Annotated in this window: 9 protein-coding genes and 1 pseudogene; 3 read left to right on the top strand and 7 right to left on the bottom strand. The window is 73.3% G+C overall.

The window, feature by feature from the left end; all coding sequences use genetic code 11:
* Nucleotides 1-168: 168 nt before the first annotated feature.
* The 4 genes from glgB to PUR71_RS17475 form a co-directional block, all read right to left on the bottom strand.
* Nucleotides 169-2,529 carry a 1,4-alpha-glucan branching protein GlgB gene (glgB, locus tag PUR71_RS17490; RefSeq protein ID WP_329927936.1) on the bottom strand — a complete coding sequence of 787 codons (2,361 nt, stop codon included), beginning with the start codon at nucleotides 2,527-2,529 and terminating at the stop codon, nucleotides 169-171.
* 59 nt (nucleotides 2,530-2,588) lie between these two features.
* Nucleotides 2,589-4,079 carry a maltokinase N-terminal cap-like domain-containing protein gene (locus PUR71_RS17485; protein WP_443077471.1) on the bottom strand — a complete coding sequence of 497 codons (1,491 nt, stop codon included), beginning with the start codon at nucleotides 4,077-4,079 and terminating at the stop codon, nucleotides 2,589-2,591.
* A gap of 255 nt (nucleotides 4,080-4,334) precedes the next feature.
* The gene (treS, locus tag PUR71_RS17480) at nucleotides 4,335-6,059 is read right to left on the bottom strand and encodes a maltose alpha-D-glucosyltransferase (RefSeq protein WP_329927934.1); all 1,725 of its coding nucleotides are present in this window, start codon (nucleotides 6,057-6,059) and stop codon (nucleotides 4,335-4,337) included.
* Nucleotides 6,056-8,011, bottom strand: coding sequence for an alpha-1,4-glucan--maltose-1-phosphate maltosyltransferase (locus PUR71_RS17475; protein ID WP_329928144.1), 1,956 nt, complete (start codon nucleotides 8,009-8,011; stop codon nucleotides 6,056-6,058). Before PUR71_RS17475 ends, treS begins: the two co-directional genes overlap by 4 nt.
* 1,153 nt (nucleotides 8,012-9,164) lie before the next feature.
* Here PUR71_RS17475 and glgP point away from each other — a divergent pair.
* Nucleotides 9,165-11,843: an alpha-glucan family phosphorylase gene (gene glgP, locus PUR71_RS17470; protein WP_329927933.1), complete on the top strand. Its 2,679-nt coding sequence runs from the start codon at nucleotides 9,165-9,167 to the stop codon at nucleotides 11,841-11,843.
* A gap of 88 nt (nucleotides 11,844-11,931) precedes the next feature.
* Here glgP and PUR71_RS17465 read toward each other — a convergent pair whose 3' ends face one another.
* On the bottom strand, nucleotides 11,932-13,788 hold the full coding sequence (locus PUR71_RS17465) for an ABC transporter ATP-binding protein (RefSeq protein WP_443077470.1): 1,857 nt from the start codon (nucleotides 13,786-13,788) through the stop codon (nucleotides 11,932-11,934).
* A complete protein-coding gene (locus PUR71_RS17460; RefSeq protein ID WP_329927932.1) occupies nucleotides 13,785-15,587 on the bottom strand; it encodes an ABC transporter ATP-binding protein in 1,803 nt (600 codons plus the stop codon). The genes PUR71_RS17465 and PUR71_RS17460 overlap by 4 nt, the downstream gene beginning before the upstream one ends.
* Before the next feature lie 262 nt (nucleotides 15,588-15,849).
* On the opposite strand from PUR71_RS17460, the pseudogene PUR71_RS17455 reads away from it, so the two are divergent.
* Nucleotides 15,850-16,221, top strand: a pseudogene (locus tag PUR71_RS17455) (Crp/Fnr family transcriptional regulator); the annotation flags it as partial.
* An 11-nt stretch (nucleotides 16,222-16,232) separates the two neighbouring features.
* Here PUR71_RS17455 and glgX read toward each other — a convergent pair.
* On the bottom strand, nucleotides 16,233-18,437 hold the full coding sequence (glgX, locus tag PUR71_RS17450; RefSeq protein ID WP_329927931.1) for a glycogen debranching protein GlgX: 2,205 nt from the start codon (nucleotides 18,435-18,437) through the stop codon (nucleotides 16,233-16,235).
* A 254-nt stretch (nucleotides 18,438-18,691) separates the two neighbouring features.
* Here glgX and PUR71_RS17445 point away from each other — a divergent pair, with 254 nt between their 5' ends.
* Nucleotides 18,692-19,933: a L,D-transpeptidase gene (locus tag PUR71_RS17445; RefSeq protein WP_329927930.1), complete on the top strand. Its 1,242-nt coding sequence runs from the start codon at nucleotides 18,692-18,694 to the stop codon at nucleotides 19,931-19,933.
* Nucleotides 19,934-19,938: the final 5 nt, after the last annotated feature.

The raw sequence follows: 19,938 nt of genomic DNA, 5'->3' as shown, positions 1-19,938 counted from the left end.
CTCTTCTCCGTCCCGTCGCCTCGGAAGGTGGTCATATCGACCCTACCTTCGCACCCCCCGCGGGTGCCCGCGAGCAGAACGACCCTGGGGGAGGCAAGGGACGAAGGTCACGAGGTCGTGGAGGGCCCCCGGAGCGTGCGCTCCGGGGGCTCGTGATGCGGGACGGGGTCAGGCCGGGCGGAGCCAGATGGTGGCCAGCGGGGGGAGGGTCAGGTCGGCGGAGCGGGGCTGGCCGTTCCATTCGACGGGGTCGGCCTTGATGGGGGTGGAGTTGCCGGTGCCGGTGCCGCCGTAGGTTTCGGCGTCGGTGTTGAGGACTTCCTCCCACAGCTGGTCGCGGCCGTCGAGGGCGGGCAGGCCGACGCGGTGGCCGTGGCGGACGACGGGGGAGAAGTTGCAGACGGCGACGAGGGGCGTGCCGTCGGCGGCGTGGCGGACGTAGGAGAGCAGGTTGTCGTCGGCGGAGCCGCCGTCGAGCCACTGGAAGCCCTCGGGGGAGGTGTCGAGCTCCCAGAGGGCGGGGGTGTCGCGGTAGAGGCGGTTGAGGTCGCGGACGAGGCGGCGCACGCCCTGGTGGTCCGGGTGGGCCGGCCACTGCTCGTCGAGCACCCACCACTGCGGGCCGGTCTCGTGGTCCCATTCCGCGCCCTGGGCGAACTCCTGTCCCATGAAGAGGAGTTGCTTGCCGGGGTGGGACCACATGAAGCCGAGGTAGGCGCGGTGGTTGGCGCGCTGCTGCCACCAGTCGCCGGGCATCTTGGAGACGAGCGCCTGCTTGCCGTGCACGACCTCGTCGTGGGAGATCGGCAGGACGTAGTTCTCGGAGTAGGCGTAGACCATCGAGAAGGTGATCTCGTTGTGGTGGTACTTGCGGTGCACCGGCTCCTTGGACATGTAGACGAGCGAGTCGTGCATCCAGCCCATGTTCCACTTGAGGCCGAAGCCGAGGCCGCCGCTGTCGGTCGGGCGGGTCACGCCGTCCCAGGCGGTCGACTCCTCGGCGATGGTCACGACGCCCGGGCAGCGCCGGTAGACGGTCGCGTTCATCTCCTGGAGGAAGGAGGCGGCGTCGAGGTTCTCCCGGCCGCCGAACTGGTTGGGCGTCCAGGCGCCGCCCTCGCGGGAGTAGTCGAGGTAGAGCATCGAGGCGACGGCGTCCACCCGCAGCCCGTCGATGTGGAACTCCTCGCACCAGTAGACCGCGTTGGCGACGAGGAAGTTGCGCACCTCCTTGCGCCCGTAGTCGAACTCCAGCGTGCCCCAGTCGGGGTGTTCGGCACGCAGCGGGTCGGCCGGCTCGTAGAGCGGCTCGCCGTCGAAGCGGGCGAGGGCGAAGGCGTCCTTGGGGAAGTGCGCGGGCACCCAGTCGACGATCACGCCGATCCCGTGCTGGTGCAGCGTGTCGACGAGGTGGCGGAAGTCGTCCGGGGTGCCGAGGCGGGCGGTGGGCGCGTAGTAGCCGGACACCTGATAGCCCCAGGAGCCGCCGAACGGGTGTTCCATGACCGGCATGAACTCCACGTGGGTGAAGTTCAACTCCTTGAGGTAGCCGGGGAGTTCCTCGGCGATCGCGCGGTAGTCGGTGAGGTCGGGCCGCCAGGACGGCAGGTGCAGCTCGTACACCGACATCGGCGCCCGGTGGTGCGCGGTGCGCGCCCGGCGGGCCATCCACTCGCCGTCCTCCCACCGGTGGGCGGAGGAGGTGACGACGGACGCGGTGCCGGGCGGGCACTGGGCGGCGCGGGCCAGCGGGTCGGCCTTGTCGAGCACCCAGCCCTGCCGGGTGTGGATCTCGTACTTGTACGTGGTGCCCTCGGCGAGCCCGGGGACGAACAGTTCCCACACGCCGGAGGAGCCGAGCGAGCGCATCGGGTGCCCGGTGCCGTCCCAGTGGTTGAAGTCGCCGATCAGGCGGACCCCGGCGGCGTTCGGCGCCCACACGGCGAACGCGGTGCCGGCGACGCCGTCCACCGTGCGCACGTGCGAGCCCAGCACCTGCCACAGCTGCTCGTGCCGGCCCTCGGAGATGAGGTGCAGGTCGAGCTCGCCGAGGGTGGGCGGGGTGCGGTAGCCGTCCTGCTGGACGAGCGGTTCGCCGCCCGGGTACGTCACCAGCAGCCGGTAGTCGGGCGGTGCGCCGCCGGCGAGCAGGCCGGTGAACAACCCGCCCTGCTGGTGGGTGAGTTCGGCCGGCCCCTGGGCGGTCTCGACCACGACCCGCTCGGCGAAGGGCCGCAGCACCCGGATCGCGGTGCCGCCGTGCACGGGGTGGGCGCCGAGCAGCGCGTGCGGATCGTGGTGCTGCCCGCCGACCAGCCGGTCCACCTCGGCGGGCGGCAGCGGCGCCTCGGGCAGCCTGAGCGCTCCGGCCGACAGCGGTCCGGCCGGTGGGGCCCCGGCCGACGGCGGTTCGGGCGCGGGACCGGAGGCGGAGGCGGCGGCCGGGGCAGGAGCGGGTGTCCCCGTACCGGCCAGGAACGTGGCCGGTACGGGACGGGTGGTGCGGCCGGGCGGATCGAGCGGCGTCACGGCGGGGCCTCCTGCGGCGGGGGTGTGGGCGAACTCCTGCGGGCGGTACGAGCGGGGGATCACACGGTCAGGGCGAGCCGGTTGATCGCGGCCAGCGGGATCGGCAGCCAGCTCGGGCGGTGCCGGGCCTCGTACACCACCTCGTAGACCGCCTTGTCGATCTCCAGCGCGCGCATCAGCTCGGGCGAGGCCGCCGGATCGACGCCGCCCCCGGCGGTGTACCCGGCGCTGAAGGCGGTGCGGTTGCGCTGTGCCCAGGCGGCGGCGAGGTGGGCGAGCTCGGGGTCGACCGGGCCGCCGGCGAGGAGGTGGGCCGCCGCGTAGTCGAAGGAGCGCAGCATCGCGGCGACGTCGCGCAGGGCGGGCTGCGGTTCGCGGCGCTCGTTGACGGACTTGGCGGGCTCGCCCTCGAAGTCGAGCAGGACCCAGCCGTGCGGGGTGCGCATGGCCTGGCCGAGGTGCAGGTCGCCGTGGATGCGCTGGACCGGCAGGCCGTCCGGGTGGGCGTCGGCGAGCTGCTGGAAGGCGTTGCGCAGCGCGGCCCGGTAGCGCATCAGGCCGGGCACGGCGGCGACGGCGCTGTCGAGCCGGTCGGCCATGGCGGTGGCGAGCTGGCGGGTCTGGGTGCGGTCGAGGCGGGCGACGGGCATGGAGCGGGCGAGCACCCGGTGCACCTCGGCGGTGGCCCGGCCGAGCCGGTGGGCCTCGATCGCGAAGTTGCCGGGGGAGGGGTCGCCCTTGAGCCGGCCGACCTGGTCGAGGGCCAGCTCCCAGCCGTCCTCGGCGTCCGGCAGGTAGCGCTGGAGCAGGCCGAGGGTGGCGGGTTCGGCGCGTTCCATCCGGCTCTCGAACCAGGCCGCGACGCGCGGGATGCGGGTGGAGCCGGCCCGGGAGAGGGCGAGGGAGAGTTCGAGGTCGGGGTTGGTGCCGGGGTGGACGCGGCGGAAGAGCTTGAGGATGTACGAGGTGCCGTAGATGACCGAGCTGTTGGACTGCTCGGCGGTGGAGGCGCGGCCGGGGATGGTGGTGGGCAGGCCGGAGCCGGGGGTGCGGCGGAAGGAGAGCGAGCCGAAGCGGTCGCCGGTGGCCAGGTGTTCCAGCAGGCGCCCGGTGAGCTCCGGGTCGTGGACGGCGTCGTAGAGCGTCGCGCCGTCGTACGGGCCGTGGGTGAGCCGGCCGAGCACGGCGCCGGGCTCGATGTCGGCGGGGCGTTCGGAGCGGACGCCGAGGAGGAGTTGGTAGACGTCCCCGTGCGGGGCGCCGGCCGTGGTGGCGTGCTCGACCCGCAGCAGGAGGTGCAGCAGGGCGGGGTCGCCGACCTGCAGCGGGGTTCCGACCACCAGGGTGAGTCCGGTGATGGGCCGTCCCTTCCCGGCGTACCAGCGCTGGGTGGGGAGCCACTCGGAGATCAGCGGCAGCGCCGCCTGGACGAGTTCGCTGACCCCCAGGGTGGTTCTCCGGAGCCCGGTGCTCCGCGCGCCCGCCGACGCGGCGGGGCCGGCCGGGGTGTCGTGCTGCACATGGGCTTGAGAACGGGAGGTTTCGGACATGACTCCCTTTCCCCGGAAGCGGGCCGACTGCCCGACGGGTCTGGCCGGGTCCGTCAGTCTTCCGGATTTCGGCGGCGCGGCGGTGGCGGCACGCGAGCGGGGCTCAGGTGTCACGCCTTCGTGTGGGTGGCCGTTGGGCTGTTCTCCGTACGCGGCGCCCGGGGGCGCAGCGGAGCGGAGGACCCCGGGGCGCGCGGGTGCAACTCGCGCCCCCCGAGGGTCTGGTGGTGCGGTCGGGGCCGGTGCGGCGGATCGTTACTTCGACCGCCTGGTCCCGCTCAGTCGCGGGGGCTGCCGGAGCTGGAACCAGTAGAAGCCGTGGCCGGCCAGGGTGAGCAGGTACGGCCACTCGCCGATCGAGGGGAAGCGCACCCCGCCGATCAGCTCGACCGGGTAGCGTCCGCCGTACTGCCGCAGGTCCAGTTCGGTCGGTTGTGCGAACCGCGAGAAGTTGTTCACGCACATGACCAGGTCCCCCTCGTGCTCCCGCACGAAGGCCAGCACCGCGGGGTTGCTGGAGGGCAGTTCGGTGTACGTGCCCAGGCCGAACGCCGGGTTGAGCTTGCGGATCTCGATCATGCGACGCGTCCAGTGCAGCAGCGAACTCGAACTGCTCTGCTGCGCCTCGACGTTGGTCACCTGATAGCCGTACACCGGGTCCATGATGGGCGGCAGACTGAGCCTGCCCGGGTCGGCGGAGGAGAAACCCGCGTTGCGGTCCGGGGTCCACTGCATCGGCGTGCGGACGCCGTCCCGGTCGCCGAGCCAGATGTTGTCGCCCATGCCGATCTCGTCCCCGTAGTAGAGCACCGGCGAGCCGGGCAGCGAGAGGAGGAGGGCGGTGAACAGCTCGATCTGGTTGCGGTCGTTCTCCAGCAGCGGGGCGAGCCGGCGCCGGATGCCCACGTTGGCGCGCATCCGGGGGTCCTTGGCGTACTCCGCGTACATGTAGTCGCGCTCCTCGTCGGTGACCATCTCCAGGGTCAGCTCGTCGTGGTTGCGCAGGAAGATGCCCCACTGGCACCCGTACGGGATGTGCGGGGTCTTGGCGAGGATCTCCGAGACGGGGTAGCGGGACTCGCGCCGCACCGCCATGAAGATCCGCGGCATCACCGGGAAGTGGAACGCCATGTGGCACTCGTCGCCGCCCGCCGCGAAGTCGCCGAAGTAGTCGACGACGTCCTCGGGCCACTGGTTGGCCTCGGCGAGCAGCACGGTGTCGGGGTAGTCGGCGTCGATCTCCTTGCGGACCCGGCGGAGGAACTCGTGGGTCTCCGGCAGGTTCTCGCAGTTGGTCCCGTCGCGCGCGAACAGGTAGGGCACCGCGTCCAGCCGGAAGCCGTCGATGCCGAGGTCGAGCCAGAACCGCAGCCCGGCGATCATCTCGTCCTGGACGCGGGGGTTGTCGTAGTTGAGGTCCGGCTGGTGAGAGAAGAACCGGTGCCAGAAGTACTGCTTGCGGACCGGGTCGTACGTCCAGTTGGAGGTCTCGGTGTCGACGAAGATGATGCGGGCGTCCGGGTACCGCTTGTCGTCGTCGGCCCACATGTAGAAGTCGCCGTACGGCCCGTCCGGGTCCGCGCGGGAGGCCTGGAACCACGGGTGCTGGTCGCTGGTGTGGTTCATGACGAAGTCGATGATCACGCGCATGCCGCGGGCGTGCGCGGCGTCCACGAACTCCATGAAGTCGGCGAGGTCGCCGAACTCGGGCAGCACCGACTTGTAGTCGGCCACGTCGTACCCGCCGTCGCGCAGCGGCGAGGCGAAGAACGGCGGGAGCCAGAGGCAGTCGATGCCGAGCCACTGGAGGTAGTCGAGCTTGGCCGTGAGCCCCTTGAGGTCCCCGACCCCGTCGCCGTTGCTGTCCTGGAAGGACCGCACCAGCACCTCGTAGAAGACCGCACGCTTGAACCACTCGGGGTCCAGGTTCTTCTTCGAGGTCTCGGGGAAGGTGTCGGGGACGGGCTCGTTCACTGTCACGCTGGGTTCCTCCGAACCGTGAGGAGGTGAGCCGGCTCGGCTGAGGGATCGAGCCGGACGTAGTTGTGCCGGCCCCAGGTGTAGACGGCGCCGGTGAGCTCGTCGTGCACCGCGAACGGGCCGTCGCCGTCGAGCGTGACGGTGGCCTCCTGGACGTGGTGCGGGTCGAGGTTGACCACGGTGATGACCTGGTCGGTCAGGCCCTCCGGCGTGGTCGCGGTCTTGGAGTAGGCGATCACCTGATCGTTGTCGGTGTGGTGGAAGCGCAGGTCGCGCAGCTGCCGCAGGGCCGGGTGGCGCCGGCGCAGCCGGTTGAGCACGGTGAGCAGCGGGGCGAGGGTGTCGGTGCGGTTCCAGTCGCGCGGGCGCAGCTCGTACTTCTCCGAGTGCAGGTACTCCTCGGAGCCGGGGTGGGCCGGCTCGTTCTCGTACAGCTCGAACCCGGCGTAGATCCCGTAGGTGGGGGAGAGCGTGGCGGCGAGCACGGCGCGGACGGCGAACGCGGCCCGGCCGCCGTGCTGGAGGTAGGCGTGCAGGATGTCGGGGGTGTTGGCGAAGAAGTTGGGCCGCATGTAGGCGGCCGCGTCACCGGTGAGTTCGGTGAGGTAGTCGGTGAGTTCCGGTTTGGTGGTGCGCCAGGTGAAGTACGTGTACGACTGGTGGAAACCGATCTTCCCGAGGGTGTGCATCATCGCGGGGCGGGTGAAGGCCTCCGCCAGGAACAGGACGTCGGGGTCGGTGCGGGCGATGTCGGCGAGCACCTTCTCCCAGAACAGCACCGGCTTGGTGTGCGGGTTGTCGACCCGGAAGATCCGCACGCCGTGGGACATCCAGAAACGCAGGATGCGGACGGTTTCCTTGACGATTCCGTCCATGTCCTGGTCGAAGTTGACCGGATAGATGTCCTGGTACTTCTTCGGCGGGTTCTCGGCGTACGCGATGGTGCCGTCGGCGCGGTGGCTGAACCATTCCGGGTGCTTGTTCACCCACGGGTGGTCGGGGGAGCACTGGAGGGCGAAGTCCAACGCCACCTCCAGGTGCAGCGCCTTGGCCTCGGCGACGAAGTGGTCGAAGTCCTCGATGGTGCCGAGGTCCGGGTGGACCGCGTCGTGGCCGCCCTCGGGGGAGCCGATCGCCCAGGGCGAGCCGACGTCGTGCGGACCGGCCGTCAGGGTGTTGTCCGGGCCCTTGCGGTAGGCGCGGCCGATCGGGTGGACGGGCGGCAGGTAGACCACGTCGAAGTCCATCGCGGCGATCGCGGGCAGCCGCTCGGCCGCGGTGCGCAGGGTGCCCGAACGCGGCGGCTCGACGCCGTTCGGGTCCACCACGGCGCCCTCCGACCGCGGGAAGAACTCGTACCAGGAGCCGAACAGGGCGCGCTCGCGGTCCACCTGGAGCGGCAGCGGGCGGGAGGCGCTCAGCAGCTCGCGCAGCGGGTACCGGGCGAGCAGCTCCAGAACCTCGGGGGCGAGCGCGGCCGCCAGCCGGGACAGCGGCGGCAGGCCGGGGTCGCGCAGCGCTTCGGCGGCGGCGAGCACGTGCGCGCGGCCCTCCTTCTTCGGCACGCCGGCCGCCGCCTGCTCCAGCAGGCGGGCGCCCTCCTCCAGGACGAGCGCGGTGTCCATCCCCGCGGGCAGCTTGACCGACGCCGTCTTGCGCCAGGTCGCGATCGGGTCGCTCCACGCCTCGACCAGGTACGACCAGCGGCCGGGCGCGGTCGGGGTGACTCGTGCGCCCCAGCGGTCGGTGCCCTCGGCGAGCTCGCGCATCGGGGTCCACGGGCCGCTGCGCCCGCGCGGGTCGCGCAGCACGACGTTGGCGTTGACGGCGTCGTGGCCCTCGCGGAACACGGTCGCGGTGACCAGGAAGGTCTCGCCGACGACGGCCTTGGCCGGGCGGCGGCCGGAGTCGACGAGCGGGCTGACGTCCAGGACGGGGATGCGGCCGATCACGGTGTCGCTCTCTGTCGTCTTGCGGGCGGAGGGCTTGCGGGCGGGCGCCTTGCGGGGCGGGGCGTCGGCCTTCGCGGCGCCCGCCTTCGCCGCGCCGGACCGGGCACCGGACTTCGCGGCGGCCGGCGCGGCGGCGGCCGCCGCCGCGGCACCGGCCTTCGGGGTGGCGGACGGTGCGGTGGACCCGGCGGTGGTGGTGCGGCGCGTGGTGGTGGTGCGCCTGCGCGGTGCCGCGGTCCGGCTCTCCGCGGCCCCCGGTTGGAGGGCCGCTGCGGAGGACTCGGGCTCGGGGTGTTCGAGCGGGGCGGGGTGTTCGGACGGGGGCTGCTCGGGTGAGGCGGCCTCGGGTTCGGAGTGCGGGGGACGGGCCGCTCCGGACGCCCTGGGCGCCGGCATCGCCGGATCCGTCCGAGTGTCAGAATCCATCCGTCCGGCGGATTCCGCGACCGCTGCGTCGAGGTTGTCGGCCACCGGTGTGGACTGGTCCCGCGTGTCGCCGTGCATGCCAAGCTCCTGCCCGAGATCGGCGGCAGCTCCCGCGGGCGCCGGGGGTGGGCCGGGGGGAGTACCGGGAGGACTGCTGGGTGGGGAGGACGTGCGACCGAGAGCCTGCCCGCGCCGCCGTCCCCGGCAACCTGCCCGGCGCCCGCCCAGCCCGTGGCGGGACGCCCCGGAGCCCGCGCGCGTCCCGGCGCACGCCTCCGGGGGCACGCCCCTGGGCGACCCGGTCGACCCGTGAACGAGCCGGCCGAGTACGAGGACACGCGTCGGAACGCCGTGGGCGCCGAATGGGCTAAGGATGATGAGGAACGATCAACGCGAAAAGGATTCGGACGTGCTGCTTCGAGGAGGGCGCCACCCGTCGCCGCACTCCCCACAGCATCAACGACCTTGGTTCATACTCGCACCGCGGACCGGACTTTCGCAGCGGTACGACAGTAGTTTCGAGCTTTGTCCGGGTCGGATGCGCGATCGGAAATGGGGTCGTTCCGCAGTGTTCACGCTTTGGTAGCGCGAGCCCCGGGAAAGTGCGCCTCGCGCGCCCCCCGTGCAGCCCAATGCGCCGAATGCGATCTCATCAATAGGCCGAACGGATGCCCAATAGCCCACTTGAGGCACTGTCATGACGGCCGTCGGGGCTACGCTTCACGCCGTGAAGGCAATCCGCAGATTCACCGTCCGCACCGTCCTGCCCGAACAACTCCAGCCGTTGCACGAGCTGGCCCTCAACCTGCGCTGGTCCTGGCACCCCGAGACCAGGGACCTCTTCCGGTCCGTGGAACCGGAGGTCTGGGCCGCGACCGGCGAGGACCCGGTGCGGCTGCTCGGGGAGGTCCCGGCCGCCCGGCTCGCCGCGCTCGCCGCCGACCGGCGTTTCCTGCGCCGCCTCGGCGACCTCGCCGACGACCTGCGCGACTACCTCGCGGGCCCGCGCTGGTACCAGGCCCAGGAGGGTGGCGGCACCCCGCTGCCCGCCGCCGTCGCCTACTTCTCGCCCGAGTACGGCATCGCCGCCGCGCTGCCCCAGTACTCCGGCGGGCTCGGCATCCTGGCCGGCGACCACCTCAAGGCCGCCAGCGACCTCGGCGTCCCGATCATCGGCGTGGGCCTGTTCTACCGGCACGGCTACTTCCGCCAGTCCCTCGACCGGGACGGCTGGCAGCAGGAGCGCTACCCCCTGCTCGACCCGGACGAGCTCGCGGTCAGCCTGCTCCGGGAGGCCGACGGCACCCCCTGCCGGGTCGACCTCGCCCTGCCCGGTGGCCGGACCCTCGCCGCGCACATCTGGAAGGCCCAGGTCGGCCGGGTCCCGCTGCTCCTGCTCGACTCCGACACCGAGGAGAACTCGCCCGCCGAACGCGACGTCACCGACCGCCTCTACGGCGGCGGCAGCGAGCACCGGCTGCTCCAGGAGATGCTCCTCGGCATCGGCGGCGTCCGGGCCGTGCGCGCCTACTGCCGCCTCACCGGCCACCCCGCCCCCGAGGTCTTCCACACCAACGAGGGCCACGCCGGCTTCCTCGGCGTCGAGCGGATCCGCGAACTCGTCGCCGACGGCCCGGCCGGCCCCGACGGCGCCGGACCCGACTTCGCCGCCGCCCTGGAGTCCGTCCGGGCCGGCACCCTCTTCACCACCCACACGCCCGTCCCGGCCGGCATCGACCGCTTCGACCGCGAGCTCGTCGCCCGGCACTTCTCCGGCGACGCCGCCCTGCCCGGCGTCCCGGTCGAGCCGGTGCTCGCGCTCGGCGCCGAGACCTGGCCCGGCGGGGACCCGAAGCTCTTCAACATGGCCGCCATGGGACTGCGGCTCGCCCAGCGCGCCAACGGCGTCTCCACGCTGCACGGCGAGGTCAGCCGGGCCATGTTCAACGGCCTGTGGCCCGGCTTCGACCCCGCCGAGGTCCCGATCACCTCCGTCACCAACGGCGTCCACGCCGCCACCTGGATCGACCCGGCCGTCGTGCGCCTGGGCGCCGCCGAGATCGGCGCCGACCGCGCCGAGGACGCGATGACCAACGGCGACGCCAAGCGCTGGACCGGCCTGGAGCGGATCGGCAACACCGAGATCTGGGACCTGCGCCGCAGCCTGCGCGCCCAGCTGGTCGACGAGGCCCGCCGCCGGCTGCGCACCTCCTGGCGCCAGCGCGGCGCCGGCGAGGCCGAGCTCGGCTGGGTCTCCTCGGTGCTCGACCCGGACGTCCTGACCATCGGCTTCGCCCGCCGGGTGCCCTCCTACAAGCGGCTCACCCTGATGCTGCGCGACCAGGACCGGCTGCGCTCCCTGCTCCTGCACCCGACCCGCCCGGTGCAGATCGTCGTCGCCGGCAAGGCCCACCCGGCCGACGACGGCGGCAAGCGGCTGATCCAGCAGATGGTCGCCTTCGCCGACGACCCGGCCGTCCGCCACCGGATCGTCTTCCTGCCGGACTACGACATGGCGATGGCCCAGCACCTCTATCCGGGCTGCGACGTCTGGCTGAACAACCCGCTGCGCCCGCTGGAGGCCTGCGGGACCTCCGGGATGAAGGCCGCGCTCAACGGCTGCCTCAACCTGTCCGTCCTGGACGGCTGGTGGGACGAGTGGTACGACGGCCAGAACGGCTGGGCGATCCCCACGGCCGACGACGCCGGCGGCGCGCTCGACCCGGAGAGCAGCGAGGCCGAGCGGCGCGACGACATCGAGGCGGCGGCGCTCTACGACCTGATCGAGGAGCAGGTCGCCGCGCGCTTCTACGACCGAGGCGCGGACGGGCTGCCGCACCGCTGGATCGCGATGGTCCGGCACACCCTGGTCACCCTCGGCCCCAAGGTGCTGGCGGGCCGGATGGTCCGCGAGTACGTCGAGCGGCTGTACGCCCCGGCGGCGCTCGCCCAGCGCGAGCTGGCGGCCGGGTCGGGCGCGGGCGCCCGGGAGCTGGCGGTCTGGAAGGCGAAGGTCCGCGAGGCCTGGCCGGCCGTCCGGGTCGAGCACGTCGAGGCGGACTGCCCGGCCGAGGCGCAGGAGCTCGGCAGCTCGCTGGCGCTGCGGGTGCAGGTCGCGCTCGGCGCGCTGGAGCCGGGCGACGTCGAGGTGCAGGTGGTGTCCGGCCGGGTGGACGAGACGGACGGCATCTCGGACGCCGGCCTGCTCGCCCTCAAGCCGGTCGGCGGCCCGGACCTGGACGGGCGGACCCGGTACGAGGGCTCGCTGGAGCTGTCCAGGACCGGCCCGTTCGGTTACACCGTCCGGGTGCTGCCGTCCCACCCGCGGCTGGCCTCCCCGGCGGAGCTGGGGCTGGTCGCCCTGCCCGCCGAGTCGGCCGGGATGGACGCGGGCCTGCTCCGATAGGCGCCCGCTCGCCTCCGGGCGCGCCCTCCGGGTTCCCGGCGCGCCCTTCGGCTCGGGGCGGGCAACGGCGGCTCTGCGGCGGGACGGCTCACACCAGGCTGTCCCGCCAGGCCCGGTGCAGTTCGGCGAAGCGGCCGGCGCCGGCGATGAGCTCCTGCGGGGTGCCGTCCTCGACGATCCGGCCCTGGTCCATCACCAGGACGCGGTCGGCGATCTCCACGGTGGAGAGGCGGTGCGCGATGATCACGGCCGTCCGGCCCGCCAGCACCGTGCGCATGGCCCGCTGGACGGCCTGCTCGCCCGGGACGTCCAGCGAGCTGGTCGCCTCGTCCAGGATCAGCACCGCCGGGTCGGCCAGCAGGGCGCGGGCGAAGGCGACCAGCTGGCGCTGCCCGGCGGAGATCCGGCCGCCGCGCTTGCGCACGTCGGTGTCGAAGCCGTCCGGGAGCGCGGCGACGAACTCGTACGCGCCGATGTCCCGGGCGGCCTGCTCGACCTCCGCGCGGGTGGCGCCGGGGCGGCCGATCGCGATGTTCTCGGCGACGGTGCCGGAGAACAGGAAGGACTCCTGGGTCACCACGACCACCCCGCGCCGCAGTTCGGGGGTGGCGAGGTCGCGCAGGTCGACGCCGTCCAGCCCGACCCGGCCCTCGGTCGGGTCGTAGAAGCGGGCCAGCAGCTTGGCGAGCGTCGACTTGCCCGCGCCGGTCGCGCCGACCACGGCCACCGTCTGCCCGGCCGGGATCACCAGGTCGAAGGGCGGCAGCACCTCCTTGCCGGTGCGGTAGGCGAAGCGCGTCCCCTCGAAGGAGACCTCGCGGCCCTTGCCGGTCGCCTGCGGCAGTCCGGAGGGCTCGGCCGGCTCGGCGACGGTCGGCTCGTGGGCGAGCAGGCCGGCGATCTTCTCCAGCGCGGCGGCGGCCGACTGGTAGCTGTTGAGGAACATCGCGAGCTGGTCGATCGGGTCGAACAGGCGGCGCAGGTAGAGCACGAAGGCGGTGAGGACGCCGAGTTCCAGCGTGTCGTCGACGACCAGCCAGCCGCCGAGCAGCACGACGCCGGTCGTCCAGACGTTGGCCGTGGCGCGGGAGAGGCCGACGTAGCGGGCGAGCTCCAGGAAGCCGTCGGCGGTGGCGGTGGCCGAGCGTCCGTTGACCACGGCGAAGGCGGCGTCGTTGGCCTTCTCGCGGCGGAAGGCCTGCACCGGGCGGATGCCGTTCATGGTCTCGGTGAAGCGGACGATCATCGAGGCCGCGGAGGTGCGCGAGCGGCGGTAGACCCGGCGCGAGCGGGTGCGGAAGGAGCGGGCGATCAGGCCGAGCGGCACCAGCGCGGCCAGCGAGGCCAGTCCGAGGCGCCAGTCCAGCACCACGAGCAGCACCGAGATGTAGCAGACCGACAGGAAGACGGTCAGCAGCTCCTGGAGGCCCTCGGAGAGCAGCTCGCGCAGCGCGTCGATGTCGCTGGTGGCGCGGGAGATGATCCGGCCCGAGGTGTAGCGCTCGTGGAAGTCGAGGCTGAGCCGTTGGGCGTGGCGGAAGATCCGGCCGCGAAGGTCCAGCAGGACGTCCTGGTTGACCCGGGCGCTGATCTTGATGAACACCCATTGCAGCAGCGGACTGAGCAGGGCGAAGCACAGGTAGGCGGCGATCACCGCGACCAGCGGTCCGGCGTCGTCCTCGCGCAGTGCCGGGATGCCGCGGTCCATCGCGACCGCGACGAGCAGCGGGCCGGACTGAAGGGCGGCCTGCTGGACCAGGATCACCAGCATCGCGGCGGTGATCCGGGCGCGGTGCGGGCCGAGCAGCGAGCGCAGCAGCGCCCGGGGCGCGCCGGGCGGGACGGGAATGTCCTCCTCGTCCTCCGGCGGGCGCGGCAGCTCCTCCTCGGAGGCGGGGCCGTCGGGGTCGGCCGGTTCGACGGCGGGTTCGGCGGTGGTGGTCACCGGGAGGTGCTCCCCTCGGGGATCAGGGCGGCCTCGCCCGTCATCAGTTCGCGGTAGCGCGTGGAGGTGCGCAGCAGTTCCTGGTGGGTGCCGACCGCCTCGATCCGGCCGTCCGCGAGCACCGCGACCCGGTCGGCGAGCAGCACGGTGCTGGGGCGGTGGGCGACCACCAGGGCGGTGGTGCCGGCGAGGACCTCGCGCAGGGCGCGTTCGACCAGGGCCTCGGTGTGCACGTCGAGGGCGGACAGCGGGTCGTCGAGGACGAGGAAGGCCGGGTCGCCGACGACCGCGCGGGCCAGGGCGAGCCGCTGGCGCTGGCCGCCGGAGAGGCTGAGGCCCTGCTCCCCGACCTCGGTGTCCGCCCCCGCCGGGAGCTTGTCGACGAAGCCGGCCTGGGCGGTCGCGAGCGCCGAGCGCAGCCGGTCCTCGCCCGCGCCGGGGGCGCCCATCAGGACGTTCTCCCGGACGGTCGCCGAGAACAGGGTGGGCTCCTCGAAGGCCACCGCGACGAGCTCGCGCAGCCGCTCCCGGGGCAGGTCGCGGATGTCACGGCCGTCCAGGGTGATGGTGCCGGCGGTGGCCTCGTACAGGCGGGGGAGCAGGGCGGTGAGGGTGGTCTTGCCGCTGCCGGTGGCGCCGACCAGGGCCATCGTCTCGCCGCTGCGCACGTGCAGGTCGATGCCGCGGAGCAGGTCGGGGGTGCCGTCGGGGGCGTCGGGGTAGCGGAAGCGGACGCCGGTGAGGCGGATGCCGTCCCGGGTGGCGCCGAGCCCGGTGGCGGTGCCCGGGTCGTCCTCCTCCGGTTCGTCGAGGACCTCGAAGAAGCGGTCGGTGGCGGTGGCGGCCTCGTTGGCGTAGGCGAGCAGCCAGCCGAGGGACTCGACCGGCCAGCGCAGCGCGAGCGCGGTGGAGAGGAAGGCGACCAGGGTGCCGGCGCTGAGCTGGTCGTGGGCGACCAGGTAGGCGCCGACGGCGAGGGCGCAGCCGAGGGCGAGCTCCGGCAGGCCGACGATCACCGCCCACAGGTTGGCCAGCAGGTGGGCCTTGCGCAGCTCGGTGCGGCGCAGCAGCCGGGACTGGGCGCGGAAGCGCTCGTGCATCGAGCGGTGGCGGCCGAAGGCCTTGAGGATGCGGATGCCGAGGACGGACTCCTCGACCACGGTCGCGAGGTCGCCGTTCTGGTCCTGGGCGAGCCGGGAGGCGCCGGAGTAGCCGGACTCGAAGCGCCGGGTGAGCACGAACAGCGGTGCGGCGGGCAGCACGACGATCAGGGCGAGCCGCCAGTCCTGGGTGAACATGACCACCGTGCCGGCCAGGAACATCACCGAGTTGACGATGAGGAAGACCAGCGGGAAGGCCAGGAACAGCCGCATGGTGTACATGTCCGCGGTGGCCCGGGAGAGCAACTGGCCGGATCCCCAGCGTTCGTGGAAGGAGACCGGCAGCCGCTGGAGCTTGGCGAAGAGCTCGCCGCGCATGGTCGTCTCCAGCGCGGCCAGCGGGCGGGCCAGGACCACCCGGCGGGTGTAGAACAGGGCGGACTCGACCAGGCCGAGGATCAGCAGCAGGCCGACCAGCGGCCAGAGACCGGTGAGGTCGTGCCGGGCCAGCGGGCCGTCCACGATCCGGCCGAGCACGATCGGCACGCCGAGGACGCTCATCATGGCGAGCACGGCGGCCGTCACGGAGGTGGCGAGTTGTCGGCGGACAGCCCGGGCGTAGGGCCACAGGCGCAGCAGGGAGCGGACCGTGGAGCGGTGGGCGGTCCCGGGGGCGTCGGGTTGTCGGTTCTCGGCCATCGTCGTGAGGGTAGGCAGACCTTCCGTCATTTCTCATCAGGTTTTTCGCCCCTGTCGGCCCGGTGCGGCGAGAACCGGCCACCCGTACGGGCGGGATGGAGGCGTTCGACGGGGCGCGCGTGTCGGTTCGTGCAGGGATGAGTGCGTCCGGCGCCTCTTGTGAGCCCCTGCCGATCGGCCGATGACATCGCCTGACGGGTGGTCACTGATGCGTCAGCGATGGGAGATGCGCCATACCGGTCGAGACCGGGCCGGCCCCTCGCGGGCGATCGCGGCGTTCGGACGCGAGTGCAACAAGCGCGGCATCCACCCCGGAACCGTCGACGTCGCGGGCACGCACCGGCCGACCTGGCGCGGGGTGCCGATCCTCCCGTGCGACAAGATCCCGGTCGCCGACACCGGCACCACGTCCTTCCTCGCGATGCGCGTGGGCGAGGACAACCAGGGCGTCATCGGCCTGAACCAGGTCGGCATCCCGGACGAGTACGAGCCCGGGCCGAACGTCCGGTTCATGGGCATCGACGAGAAGGCGATCGCGTCCTACCTGGTCAGCGCCTCCTACTCGGCGGCGGTGCTGGTGCCGGACGCGATCGGCGTGCTGGAGAACGTCGAGGTCGGCCGCGCGCGCGGCTGACGCGCGCCGGATCACTCCGGGGCGGGCGCGCGCAGCAGCTGGAGCGAGCGCCCGCCCAGCACGACGGCCCCCCGCGGGTGCGGTTCGCCCGTGCCCGGTGCCGCCGTGTCGACGACCGTCCCGTACGCGGCCTCCGGCGCGGCCCAGGGCTCGCCGGGGAGGGTGAAGACGACCGGTTCGTGGCCGGCGTTGAGGAGCAGCAGGAAGCTGTCGTCGCGCAACGGCCGCCCGGCGCCGTCCCGCTCGGACATCGCGGCGCCGGAGAGCAGCATGCCGAGGCAGGCCGTCGGGGCGAACCAGTCGGCCTCGGTCATCTCCTTGCCGAGCGGTGTGAACCAGGCGAGGTCCGGCAGGCCGCCAGGGGTGGCGGCCCGACCGGAGAAGAACGCCCGCTGCCGCAGCACCGGGTGGGCGCGGCGCAGCCGCACCAGGCGGGCGGTCAGGTCGCAGAGGTCCCGCCAGCCGGGCTCGCGCAGCAGGGACCAGTCCAGCCAGCTGACCTCGTTGTCCTGGCAGTAGGCGTTGTTGTTGCCGCCCTGGGTGCGGCCGAACTCGTCGCCGGCGGTGAGCATCGGCACGCCGGTGGAGAGCAGCAGCGTGGCCAGCAGGTTGCGCAGCTGGCGCAGCCGCAGGGCGGTGACGTCCGGGTCGGCGGTCTCGCCCTCGACGCCGTGGTTCCAGGAGCGGTTGTCGTCGGTGCCGTCCCGGTTGGCCTCGCCGTTGGCCTCGTTGTGCTTGCGGTCGTAGCTGACGAGGTCGCGCAGGGTGAAGCCGTCGTGCGCGGTGACGAAGTTGACGGAGGCGTACGGGCGCCGGCCGCCGCGCTGGTAGAGGTCGGAGGAGCCGGAGAGCCGGTAGCCGAGCTCGCGGACGTCCGGACGGGCGCCGCGCCAGAAGTCCCGGACGGTGTCGCGGTACTTGTCGTTCCACTCGGCCCACAGCGGGGGGAAGCCGCCGACCTGGTAGCCGCCGGGGCCGACGTCCCACGGCTCGGCGATCAGCTTGACCCGGCTGAGGAGGGGGTCCTGGGAGACGGCGGCGAGGAACGGGTGCTCCATGTCGACGCCGTCGCCGGCCCGGGCGAGGGCGGCGGCGAGGTCGAAGCGGAAGCCGTCCACGCCCATCTCGGTGACCCAGTACCGCAGCGAGTCGGTGATCAGCCGGATCACCTGCGGGCGCCGGGTGTCCAGGGTGTTTCCGCAACCGGTGTAGTCGGCGTAGCCGCGCGGGCGGTGCGGGGCGAGGCGGTAGTAGGCGGCGTTGTCGATGCCGCGCAGGGAGAGCGTGGGACCGAGTTCGGCGCCCTCGGCGGTGTGGTTGAACACGACGTCGAGGATCACCTCGATCCCGGCGGCGTGCAGGGCGCGGACCATCCGCTTGAACTCGCCGACCTGGCCGCCGCGCGAGCCGGAGGAGGAGTAGCCGGCGTGCGGGGCGAAGTAGCCGACGGTGTTGTAGCCCCAGTAGTTGACGAGGCCGCGGGCCTGGAGGTGGTCCTCGCTCGCGTGCTGGTGGACCGGCAGCAGTTCGACGGCGGTGACGCCGAGGCGGGTCAGGTGGGCGACGGCGGCGGGGTGGGCCAGGCCCGCGTAGGTGCCGCGCAGGTGGGGTGGGACGTCGGGGTGGCGCATGGTGAAGCCGCGGACGTGCAGTTCGTAGAGGACGGTCTCGGCCCACGGGGTCTTCGGGCGGTGGTCGTCGTACCAGTCGTCGTCGTCGTGGACGACGACGGATCTGGGCACGTAGCGGGCGGAGTCGCGGTTGTCCCGGACGGTGTCGGCGACGTCCGCCTCGGGCCAGTTGCGGACGGCGCCGCTGGCCGCGTCGTGGGAGGTGTAGCAGCCGTCGACGGCGCGGGCGTACGGGTCGAGCAGCAGTTTGGCCGGGTTCCACCGGGCGCCGGTCCACGGGTCCCAGCGGCCGTGCACGCGGAAGCCGTAGCGCGTGCCGGGGCGCACGCCGGGCAGGAAGCCGTGCCAGATCTGGAAGTCCTGTTCGGTCAGGCGGTGCCGGCTCTCCCGGCCGTCCTCGTCGAACAGGCAGAGGTCCACGGCCTCGGCGCCGGCCGCCCAGAGCGCGAAGTTGGTGCCGGGGCCGCCGAGCCGGTCGGTGCGGAAGCGGGCGCCGAGCGGCTGCCAGTCGCCGGGCCACGGTGGCTCGGCGGTCCGCCCGCCGCGCGTGCGCACACCGGCTTCCAGCTCCTGCCCTGACGCCATGGCCGTGCCCTCCCTGGCCGGGGTGTCCCGGACCCCGTGCACTTCCTCATTCCCGGTTTGCACTGATCGGAAGCGGCTGAACGGGGGCTTACCGGCGGATGGCGGGAGAGGGGTGCCGCCGCGGGGTGCCCGGGGTCGGCGCGGGGCGCCCACGCGGCCCGGGGGCGGGCGCCGGCCGGTCCGCGCCGCCGTGTCCGGCCCCGGGGCTCCTCGTTGTTCCGGATGTCGGAACGAGACGGCTGGAGGCCTCCGGAATGCGGCGCCGAGGACGGGTGTGGGCGCGGCGGGCGGTGGCGGCGCTGTGGTGCCTCGCCGCGCTCACGGGCTGCGGCAGTGGCGGCTCCCCGGCCGCGCCCGCGGGCGACGCGGCCCCGCCCGGGGTCCACACGCCGCCCCCGCCGCCGTCCCGGGCGGTGCTCGCCGCCCTCCCCGCCGACGGAGCCCAGGACGTGCCGTCGGACGGGCCGGTGCGGGTGACGGTGGCGCAGGGCCGGCTGGTCTCCGTCCGGCTCGCCGACGGCAGGGGCACCGAGGTGCCCGGCACCGTCAGTCCGGACGGCGCCGCGTGGACGCCGGACGGCCCGCTGCCGCTCGGCACGGCGTACACCCTGGACGCCGTCGCCGAGGACGGGCAGGGCCAGAAGGCGGCCCAGCACTCCGCGTTCTCGACCGTGGCCCGTGCGCACACCTTCGTCGCCTTCCTCACCCCGGAGGACGGCTCCACGGTGGGCGTCGGGATGCCCGTCTCGCTGCGCTTCAGCCGTCCGATCACCGACCGGGCGGCGGTGGAGCGGGCCGTGCGGGTGAGCGCGGACCCGCCCGTCCCGGTGGCCGCGCACTGGTTCGGCGGCCAGCGGCTGGACTTCCGTCCGCAGCAGTACTGGGCGGCCGGGACGAAGGTCGCGGTGGCGCTGCGGCTGAAGGACGTGCAGGGCGCGCCGGGGGAGTTCGGCACCCAGACCAAGGACCTGCGCTTCACGGTCGGCCGGGCCCAGGTGTCCACGGTCGACCTCGACGCCCACACCCTGACCGTCCGCTCCGGCCCGGGCGGCAGGGTGCTCCGGGTGCTGAAGGTGTCCGGCGGCAGCCCCGACCACTCCACCTACCGGGGGGTGCTGGTGGTGTCGGAGAAGTACAAGGAGACCCGGATGAACTCGCAGACCGTCGGCATGGGCGACGAGTACGACATCAAGGACGTCCCGCACGCGATGCGGCTGACCACCTCCGGGACCTTCATCCACGGCAACTACTGGGCGGACCCCGGGGTGTTCGGCACCGCGAACACCAGCCACGGCTGCATCGGCCTCGCCGACACCAAGGGCGGGACGAGCAAGGACACCCCGGCGGGCTGGCTCTTCGAACACACCATCCCCGGGGACGTGCTCGAGGTGAAGGCCTCCGCCGGGGACTTCGTGCCGCCGCAGAACGGGCTGGGCGACTGGAACGTCCCGTGGGCGCAGTGGGTGGCCGCCAGCGCGCCGCCCCCGGCCCGGTAGGCCCT

The sequence above is a fragment of the Streptomyces sp. SP17BM10 genome (assembly GCF_036322405.1).
In the GTDB taxonomy this organism is placed as follows: Bacteria; Actinomycetota; Actinomycetes; order Streptomycetales; family Streptomycetaceae; genus Kitasatospora.
This window is presented reverse-complemented; position numbering and strand designations above follow the sequence as displayed.